Origin of the sequence: Vibrio sp. 10N.222.52.C12, from assembly GCF_041474215.1 — a bacterium.
GTDB lineage: Bacteria > Pseudomonadota > Gammaproteobacteria > Enterobacterales > Vibrionaceae > Vibrio > Vibrio crassostreae_C.
Genome location: NZ_JBFRTR010000176.1, coordinates 1 through 9,548, shown reverse-complemented (window position 1 = coordinate 9,548; position 9,548 = coordinate 1). Strand labels below are relative to the sequence as shown.

Below are 9,548 nucleotides of genomic sequence, written 5' to 3'. Positions count from 1 at the left end.
TTCAAGATTTCAAGATTTCTAAGCCCTACGTCACTTTTCTAACCTCTGACTTTGCGTCATTCCGAGGAGCCTAAGCGACATCAGGAATCTCTTCTCTTAATCTGACTTCTTAGTCGAACGAGTTACCCGCAGCACTTCTTGTATTTCTTACCACTGCCACAAATACACGGATCATTACGGCCGATTTTAAAGCTCTCAACGGTTTGATTTAAGCGTGGGTCAATTTCTGGTTGTGTAGTTTGTTCCTGCTCTGGGAAGGTACCATCAATGTAGTACCAAAGACCGTCTTCACGTATAAAGCGAGAGCGTTCTTGCATGCAGTATTGTGCGCCTTCTTCATTGAAGTAAGCTTTAAACTCAACAAAGCCTTCGTCTTGGTGCGAGCCTACCGCAGTATCGATGACTTCTAGTCCTGCCCAATCACTGTTGATAGATTCGGCAATACCTTCTCTTTGCGCTTCTGCGTTGCAGCTAGGGTGGTAAGTCGCAACAACATAGTCAACTAAACCCAACACGTGCGCTGAATAACGAGAGCGCATCAACTGTTCAGGCGTTTCAACAGCACTGTGGTGAAGGTGCGCTGATTCACAGCACTGTTGGTAAGTATTTTTGCTACCGCATGGGCATAAAGACATAGTCAGATCCTGTAAAAATGGCCTCTATTAAGAGGCCATAAGTGAATGCGTGGGAGTTTACCAAGAAACGATCGCTCACCAAAGTTTAGTTTCTGTTGAAGTTATTGAAATTATCAAAGTGTTAGCGCGAAGTTTACTATTTCAAGGCTGGAGACAATAGCTCTTGAGCCCAAGTCGTCGCTTCGTCATAAGCTTGACCAAGTTGAGCTTCACTCAGTTTGAGAAGCTGGCGAATACGAGTCGCTTCTTCCCAACGAGCTTGCTCATACGCAACCACCATCGCCAATACAGCACCTAACACGCCTTTACGTTGAATCAAGGCTTGTTTGATCTCGATGTCGATCGGCACTGAATCGAGTACTTGTTTCAATGGTTGGTCAAAGAGTGAGTCCAACAGAGAGAACATACCGGTCAAAAAGGCTTGTCCAGGCTCAACCTTAACATTCATCTTCTCAACCAAGAGTTCACACTGACGTGCGCGTATTACCGCTAAGCCATAAAGTGAGTCCGGCTTATCTTCTTTCGCGGATGCGATAGCCACCAGTGAAACGAACTTACGCAGTTTCTGTTCACCAAGGTAAATAAGTGCTTGGCGGAATGAACGAATCGTTGTTGGTGAACCGCCAGCGGAGTTTACGTAGGTAAGTAGCTTATACGACATGGTCACATCGAGCGTAATCAAACGCTCTACTTCACCAAAGTCGATAGGGTCGTGCGCAATCTCTTTTAACAGCTGAACGGTCGTCAGGAATGCCGGGTTGAGCGCACGCGTTTGGATCATCTCTGGCTTGCTAAAGAAATAACCTTGAAAGTAGGTGAAGCCTGCTTTTTTCGCTTCTTGGTATTCTTCGTACGTTTCTACTTTCTCAGCAAGGAACTTGATATCTAGCCCTTTGAGAGAGTTCATAAACATCGCTGCTTTGGCAATTGGCGTCAAACGGATATCGAACTTGATAATTGAAACGTAGGGTAAGAAGCGCTTCCAAGCTTTACTTGGCACAAAGTCGTCTAGCGCAATGGTATAACCCGCGTCAAAGATGGTTTTGATTGCTTCAAGTAATTCGTCTGTTGGTTCGCAGTCTTCAAGAACCTCAACAACGAGGCTTTCTTTGGGGAACAGAGTAGGGACTAAGTTGATTAGGCTTGCATATGGGAAGTTCACGAACCCAAGCTTATCACCCAACGTATTATAGTGGGTCGATAAGAAGTGATCGGAAAGCAAACGGCTAGTAGCGAGCTCCGGCTCTACTTCAGGGAAAGTGTTCTTAGGACCATCCCTGAATAGCAACTCGTAACCTATGGTTTTCTTGCCTGTGTCGAGTATTGGTTGACGCGCTACGTATGAATATTTCAACTTAGTACTGTGTTCGGTTTATTTCTGGTAGGTAGAGAGATAATAGCTAATTCACTAGAAATTACCATACACTTTCTAAGAAAGTCTGACCGGCAATAATAATCAAAGTGAAAGTTTAAGCGTGATGTTAAAAGCTATTGCTAAACGCTCGATTCTGTAGTTCAAAACTTTGCGGCGTGAACACCAGCACTGAGCCTTGCGTATACCAATCGCCAAGTACGATACGGGTTTTAGTGCAATTGTTAGCATTAAATGTATGGATGTCTGGGCGGTGAGTATGGCCGTGGATCATCAGATCGACATTGTTTCGTTCCATCACATCTTCGACTTCTTGCTGTGTCACATCCATGATGTCGAGAGACTTGGTCTGCTTGTCATCTTTGATATCTGATTGAACCTTTGAAACAATTTTCTTCTTGATGAAAAATGGAATTCGGTTGAAGACCCATTGTAACCATGGCTGATGCACTTTTTCGCGAAAGGCGAGGTACTTTACATCTTCAGTACATAGGGTATCTCCATGCAATACTACCGCTTTTTCCCCGTAGATATCGATCGTAGAAACTTCGTCGAGAAGTTGTACGCCCGTTTGCTTAGCAAATTTTTTGCCGACTAAGAAGTCGCGGTTCCCTTGAGTAAAGTAACAAGGCACGCCTGTTTTCACTAAGTCGATAAACGCTTGGCGGATAGAAGTCGCGAATTCACTCTTATCATCGTCACCAATCCAGAATTCGAAAAGGTCACCTAATACGTAAAGTGCATCCGCTTCTACGGCTTCTTTCTTCATAAAGGCTAAGAAGCAGTCTGTGATGTCTTCTCGTGACGGAGAAAGGTGCAGATCTGATATAAAATATGTTTTCATAGGTCTAAAAAAAGGGAGCGATTCGCTCCCTATATCCTGATTTTATCGGCTCATCAATACTAACCGAAAGCGATGAATTAAGCTTCGATTGTAGTACCAGTGATGATCACTTCTTCTAGAGGTACATCTTGGTGCATACCCATAGAACCAGTGCTAACACCTTTAATCTTGTTTACGATGTCCATGCCTTCAACAACTTCTGCGAATACACAGTAGCCCCAACCGTCTAGGCTTTCGCTACGGAAGTTTAGGAAAGAGTTGTCGTTAACGTTGATGAAGAACTGAGAGCTCGCTGAATGCGGTTCCATAGTACGAGCCATTGCTAGCGTACCAACTTTGTTCGCTAGACCGTTGTTTGCTTCGTTCTTGATCGTTGCACGAGTTGCCTTTTCTTTAAGGCCAGAAGTCATGCCGCCGCCTTGAATCATGAAACCATCGATAACACGGTGGAATAGTGTGTTGTCGTAGAAACCGTCACGGCAATACTGTAGAAAGTTTGCGCTTGTTTCTGGTGCTTTTTCTTCGTTAAGTTGAACTTTGATATCACCAAAATTTGTGTGAAGGATGATCATGATTGTTACCTTACTGTCTTTTTAATATGAAGTTCGAATTCTAGCGCATGTTGGCAGACTTTCAAATCACCAAATCATTAACTTAACTCGGATGTTTGAGGTAATACCAATCGTAGTAAATAACTGGCCATCCTAGCTTGTTAAAACACTTGATAACGTCGTTAGAAATTTTGAATGTAGAATAACTACTTATCGAAACTTTTTGTCGAAAAGAGCTTCCTTGTTCTCAAGCATTTTTTCTGCGCTATTTATGACCATCTACTTACCGTGATTGGTATAATTCCTGCTTTTAGGGATTACCTATTAAGGTATGACTTGTTATACTGCGAGCTTATTTTGATTAATCCATAAAATAGATAGAGATCATGCTGAAGATATATAACACGCTCACAAGACAGAAAGAGGAATTCAAACCAATTACAGCTGGCAAAGTCGGCATGTATGTCTGTGGGGTAACCATATACGATCTCTGTCATATTGGTCATGGTCGTACGTTCGTTTCTTTCGACGTAGTAACTCGTTACCTTCGTTACCTTGGTTACGATTTGAATTTCGTTCGTAACATCACAGATATCGATGACAAAATCATCAAACGCGCTAACGAAAACGGTGAGTCTTGTGACTCTCTGACTGAGCGTTTAATCGGTGAGATGCACGCTGACTTTGATGCATTGAACATGAAGCGTCCAGATGTTGAGCCTCGTGCGACAGAATACATCACTGAAATCATCGAGCTTGTTGAAAAGCTGATTGAACGTGGTTTCGCATACGTTGCAAGCAACGGCGACGTGATGTTTGAAGTAAAGAAATTCGACGAATACGGTAAGCTTTCAAAGCAAGACCTTGATCAGCTTCAAGCGGGTGCTCGCGTTGATGTTGAATCTGCAAAACGCAGCCCACTAGACTTCGTTCTTTGGAAGATGTCTAAGCCAGGTGAACCTACATGGGAATCGCCATGGGGCCCGGGTCGTCCAGGTTGGCACATCGAATGTTCAGCAATGAACTCGTCTATTCTTGGTAACCACTTCGATATCCACGGTGGTGGTTCAGATCTGCAGTTCCCTCACCACGAAAACGAAATCGCACAGTCTTGCTGCGCGCACGGCACTCAGTATGTAAATACTTGGATGCACAGTGGTATGGTGATGGTAGACAAAGAGAAGATGTCTAAGTCACTAGGTAACTTCTTCACTATCCGTGACGTGCTAGCACATTACGATGCTGAAACGGTACGTTACTTCCTAATGTCTGGTCACTACCGTAGCCAGCTAAACTACAGCGAAGATAACCTAAACCAAGCTCGCGCATCACTAGAGCGTCTATACACGTCACTTCGTGGCCTAGACCTTACAGCCGCTCCTGCCGGTGGCGAAGAGTACGTGACTCGATTCTCTACAGCGATGAACGATGATTTCAACACACCTGAAGCTTATTCAGTACTGTTTGAAATGGCTCGTGAAATCAACCGTATCAAGCCTGAAAGCATTGAAAAAGCAAGCGGACTGGGTGCATTGATGCGTGAACTAGCAGACATCATCGGTATTCTTCACCAAGAGCCAGAAGCCTTCCTACAAGGTGATGCGGCAGGTAACGACGACGAAGTGGCTGAAATCGAAGCGTTGATCAAACTGCGTAACGACTCTCGTGCTTCAAAGGATTGGGCAAATGCCGACCTTGCACGTGATAAGCTAAACGAGTTGGGTATTGTTCTGGAAGATGGCCCAGAAGGTACGACTTGGCGTCGTAAGTAAATCTTATAAAAAGGGCTGATTTTCAGCCCTTTTTTCTAGCACGAATTCTCTATTTTCACCTTTTCTATCTTCAACTTTTAATTAACAGGAATATTTCTGTGGCTCAGATGTATTTTTATTACTCGGCAATGAATGCGGGTAAATCAACAACGCTTCTTCAATCTTCATTCAACTACCAAGAACGTGGCATGACGCCAGTGATCTTTACGGCAGCTTTGGACGATCGCTATGGTATCGGTAAAGTGAGCTCACGAATTGGTCTGCAATCTGAAGCTCAGCTGTTTAAAAATGACACCAACATGTTTGATGCGATCAAAAAGCTCAATGAGGAAGAAAAGCGTCATTGTGTTTTGATCGATGAGTGCCAATTTTTATCGAAGGAGCAGGTGTACCAATTAACAGAAGTGGTTGATAAGCTGCACATCCCTGTACTTTGTTACGGCCTACGTACCGATTTCCTGGGTGAACTGTTTGAAGGTAGCCGTTACTTACTGTCTTGGGCAGATAAACTTGTTGAGCTTAAAACAATTTGTCACTGTGGCCGTAAAGCGAACATGGTAATTCGTACCGACGAGCACGGTGTGGCGATTGCTGAGGGCGACCAAGTGGCTATTGGCGGTAACGACAAATACGTTTCTGTTTGCCGTCTGCACTACAAAGAAGCGTTAGGTAAATAAGCAGCTCTATTTGCTAACGCGAAAGAACGAAAAACGGTGACCAAGTGTCACCGTTTTTGTTTATTGGGCCTGTGTTTTGCTTTCTTCCAAGCCGAGCTTTTGTTTTATTTCCTGCCGAGCTTTTACTTTGTTCAAAGTCTAACTTTTGCTTATTCGAAACCGAGCTTCTTCAATGCTTGATAGGCGTGGTCAACGTCGTCGGGGATCGGCATCTCAATCTGAAAGCCTTTCTCTGGGTAGGATTTGATTCGCTCGTAATCAGCAATTAATGCGCCTAACACCATATCTAACGGCAACTCTTCGTTAAAGTAATCATCCCAAGTTTGCCATCGCGACGTCACGGTAATCTCGGAAGTTTCGTCAGGCCATTGTTTACTGAAGGTTGCGTAGGTACGTTTCTCCATGAAGGGCTTCTGAACTAAGGTTAGCCTCTTCGGCGATAACCCTTTTTCTGTCAGCAACTCATGAGTGAATCGTACATTTTCCCCAGTATTTGTTGCGTGTTTCTCTATGATAATGTCAGAGTCAGGCACGCCACAATCTCGTGCGATAGAAGCGAATGTTTCTGCTTCTGAGCGTTCAAAGCTTCTTTCGGTAAAGCGTCCCACACCGCCAGACAAAACGATGTAAGGCGCGATCTGTTGGTGATAAAGCTCGGCTGCATATTCAGCTACGCGAGTATCGTTGCTACACAATACAAAGATACAGTCGGAAGGCGTAACCTTGTGACCCATCGACATAAAGTTCCAAAGGGTGTCGACTGAGCGATGCAGTTTTATGTTGGGATTTTTGTTAGCAATAGATTGTTCAGTCATGAAGTGCGTCCAGTGTGGATTCGAATTTAAATGAATAACCTAAGTCGAGAATCTTCTTCGAAGAGATTAACTTGTCTGGGGTATCAACAACAGCGGGCAGAGGCTCACTGCTGTTGGCGCTTTTCAGTGCCGCGGCATAAAACTCCGCCTTACTGACTGTATTTGGTGTGGTCACGTTAACTATTTCATTGTGCAGTTGACTGATAGCGAAATCGACAGCACCAATTGCATCATCAAGGTGCAGCATGTTGGCTGGAGCTTGAGTGCTGACTTGTTTTAACTTGCTTGCGAAGCGAGATGGGTGACGGCTTGGGCCGATTAAGCCACTAAAGCGAAGAATGGTGTAGTCGATACCGGAATCAATCACTGACTGTTCAGCTTGCAGCATGATTCGTGCGTTATCGGAAAATAAAGACGCGTGCTCGTTATCTGAGGTCGAAAGGGGGAGTGATGCATCCAGCTCGTTCAGCACACCCGGCTTAGTTGGGTATACCGTAGTTGAACTAACCATAATGAGCTTTTTAATGTTGGCCTTTTGGCATGCATTGGTGAGTTGCTGCCAGTAGTCGGCATACTCTTGTCCTGCTCCTTTTCTAAAGCCAGGAGGGAAGCTGCCAATCACAATTTCAGTGTTGTTTTCGAGTAACAATGAATAGAGTCGCCCGATAGTCTGTTGTGGATCGGATGAATCAAAGCTAAACACTTCACATGGAATTTGTTCGCTACCAATGGCATCTGCTCCCGCTTGGGTCGTTTTCGTGACCACTACTCGGTTACCATGTTTTTCTAAATGTTCAGATAAAGGTACACCTACCCATCCTGCACCGACAATAAATATAGAAGCCATGTGTTCCTCACAACTGCAAATGACGAATTTACAATAAGCCTAACAAAGCTTTGCCCAAAAATGAAAAAACTCCACGGCCGAAGCAAGTGGAGTTTTTACTAGAACAATGGAGCTTTAGTTTAGTACGCGAAGAAGCTTGTCTGCGCGCTCTGCCATCTCGATACCTTCATCTGTTAGGTAACCGCCGTCTGGCTGAGTACAAAGGTTTTTTTCGAATAGGCGCTTAACAGCGTCTTGAGTTTCTTGAGCTGCCTCTTGATGGACTTTAATTCCAGTAGCTGCACTACTTACATCAAATTGAAGAAGGAGGTTTAAATCAGCAATATGTTCAGCGTTGTACTTCATAATTGACCTATATATTCATAACGTTCTCTACCTTCACCTTAGTGCGCATTCTCGGCTCAGGCAATAGCAAATAAAGAGAATTGATAAGTGATACCAAATTGATTGATTAATCATCGAGTGATGAGTTTATTTTGGTTATATTGGGTGATTTGCACCCACTTAAATCATCAGTGATGTTTATTGCTAAGTGGTTGTAATATATTGTGACTAGAAATAATTTGCATTGAGCGAATATTGTATAAAAAGGATATGCATAAGTGAGAGCGAACAAAGTAGCATTAACGATCAGTATGCTATTTGCTATCTCAGGTTGTCAAAGTACACCCTCAGAGCAGACAGACGCGAACCAAACCACAAACAACAATAATGAATCGACAATAGAGGTCCGTTCATTTCAGTCTGTCCAAAGCGTTTACTCCGAATGGGAAGTTAAGCTTGAAGACCATGCTCAATTGTCTCTCTATGCACCAGAGAATTACAATGAACTATTAGACGCATGGGATGATGCTGAAAGCATTTATGCGGACTTACTTAAAGACGAAACTCGGATAACCAAGAGTTACTCCATTTTTTCGAGCCTAACTTACGCTGAAGCCTTCGATGAAAAAATCGCTTTGATCAAATCAAACTATGACTCGATCTTAGTGTTAAAGAAGAAGGCTGATCGAGTACTCGCGGATTCGATTGTCCAAATGGATTACCTGAAGTTTCTTGGCGCAGATACCATGTTTACCTCGAGCTACAAACGTTTGTATTCAGAATACAGCGAGTTGTTTGAGTATGTTCTGGTCGATGAGCTTGAAGACGCTCAAGAAGCGCAGGTGGAATTTCTTAACAATGCTCGCTTACTAGAAGTTAAAGTGGCACATAAGAAATACATCGAACCTTTGAAGAACGAATTAGAGTTCTTGGAAGATGAAGATTTCGATGACGTTGCTCCACTGACGTTTGCTAAAGCAGCATCTCAAATTGCTTTGGCAGAAAGCCAAGTCAAAGCCAGTCCCCGTGAAAAGTCGATCATTGAAGATGCGGTACACGCTGCGGAGTTTGAGTTGAACCACGTGCGCAGTGTCGCTCATGAAGTAAAAGTGCTCGCGAGTGTAAAAGGCGACAAGTTCGAACAATCGGTTTTGAATGCAGAGAATCAGTTGCTGAGCATTTCACAAGTGGTTAATGATGAAGATCACCGTGATGTTGTATTGCGCCTTCAGTCTCAAAAAATTGTAGCGAGTGTTAAAGCGCTGAAAGGCTCAGACATGACGGCGTCATTAAAGTCAGAGATTAAAACTTTGACTGAACGACTCGCTAAGTTAGAAAGTGAGAATCAGAAACAAACACAGAAATTGGTTGAAGCGACCAAGCACAGTGAGTTGCTCGGTGAGCAGATTACCAAGAGTGATGCTCACATTAAAAGCTTAGAAGAGTTAGTGGATAGTTTGAAAAGCTTAGGTGGCAAAGTGGCCAACGAAAGTGACTCTGATGTGATGTCCCCAGCTGTTGAATCTACTCTAGAGGATTCAACCCTAGAACAATCATCAGAAGAAGTGATTGAACCTTCGGTTTAGCATCACTAATTTCTTTATTTGTGATTGAGTTAAAAGCGCCTTAGGGCGCTTTTTTACGTTCTGTTGATCTATGTCAAAATCTAGAAATAAAAGCGCTCTGTGAGCCATTTTAGTGTACGTTATTC

General features: G+C 43.5%; 10 protein-coding genes. 3 read left to right on the top strand and 7 right to left on the bottom strand.

Features of this window, described 5'->3' with window-relative positions; translation table 11 throughout:
- Positions 1-122: 122 nt before the first annotated feature.
- The 4 genes from AB4623_RS23155 to AB4623_RS23140 form a co-directional block, all read right to left on the bottom strand.
- Positions 123-635: a YchJ family protein gene (locus tag AB4623_RS23155; RefSeq protein ID WP_017060272.1), complete on the bottom strand. Its 513-nt coding sequence runs from the start codon at positions 633-635 to the stop codon at positions 123-125.
- A gap of 136 nt (positions 636-771) precedes the next feature.
- On the bottom strand, positions 772-1,989 hold the full coding sequence (locus AB4623_RS23150; protein WP_029235542.1) for an EAL and HDOD domain-containing protein: 1,218 nt from the start codon (positions 1,987-1,989) through the stop codon (positions 772-774).
- A gap of 127 nt (positions 1,990-2,116) precedes the next feature.
- Entirely contained in the window at positions 2,117-2,851 is a 735-nt protein-coding gene (lpxH, locus tag AB4623_RS23145; protein WP_372147437.1) for a UDP-2,3-diacylglucosamine diphosphatase, read from the bottom strand.
- A 77-nt stretch (positions 2,852-2,928) separates the two neighbouring features.
- A complete protein-coding gene (locus tag AB4623_RS23140) occupies positions 2,929-3,423 on the bottom strand; it encodes a peptidylprolyl isomerase (RefSeq protein WP_017060275.1) in 495 nt (164 codons plus the stop codon).
- A gap of 365 nt (positions 3,424-3,788) precedes the next feature.
- Between AB4623_RS23140 and cysS the strand changes: the two genes are divergently transcribed.
- A complete protein-coding gene (cysS, locus tag AB4623_RS23135; RefSeq protein WP_017060276.1) occupies positions 3,789-5,174 on the top strand; it encodes a cysteine--tRNA ligase in 1,386 nt (461 codons plus the stop codon).
- Between the two features lie 98 nt (positions 5,175-5,272).
- Complete coding sequence (locus AB4623_RS23130; protein ID WP_017060277.1) at positions 5,273-5,851, top strand: thymidine kinase; 579 nt, start codon at positions 5,273-5,275, stop codon at positions 5,849-5,851.
- A 149-nt stretch (positions 5,852-6,000) separates the two neighbouring features.
- Here AB4623_RS23130 and AB4623_RS23125 read toward each other — a convergent pair whose 3' ends face one another.
- The 3 genes from AB4623_RS23125 to AB4623_RS23115 all read right to left on the bottom strand — a co-directional run bounded on the left by AB4623_RS23125 (position 6,001) and on the right by AB4623_RS23115 (position 7,858).
- Entirely contained in the window at positions 6,001-6,666 is a 666-nt protein-coding gene (locus AB4623_RS23125) for a YdcF family protein (RefSeq protein WP_372147435.1), read from the bottom strand.
- A complete protein-coding gene (locus AB4623_RS23120; RefSeq protein WP_371724993.1) occupies positions 6,659-7,513 on the bottom strand; it encodes an NAD(P)H-binding protein in 855 nt (284 codons plus the stop codon). Before AB4623_RS23120 ends, AB4623_RS23125 begins: the two co-directional genes overlap by 8 nt.
- Before the next feature lie 114 nt (positions 7,514-7,627).
- A complete protein-coding gene (locus AB4623_RS23115; protein WP_017060280.1) occupies positions 7,628-7,858 on the bottom strand; it encodes a TIGR02647 family protein in 231 nt (76 codons plus the stop codon).
- A gap of 257 nt (positions 7,859-8,115) precedes the next feature.
- Here AB4623_RS23115 and AB4623_RS23110 point away from each other — a divergent pair, with 257 nt between their 5' ends.
- On the top strand, positions 8,116-9,423 hold the full coding sequence (locus tag AB4623_RS23110; RefSeq protein ID WP_102332943.1) for an ATPase: 1,308 nt from the start codon (positions 8,116-8,118) through the stop codon (positions 9,421-9,423).
- The last annotated feature ends 125 nt before the right edge of the window (positions 9,424-9,548 follow it).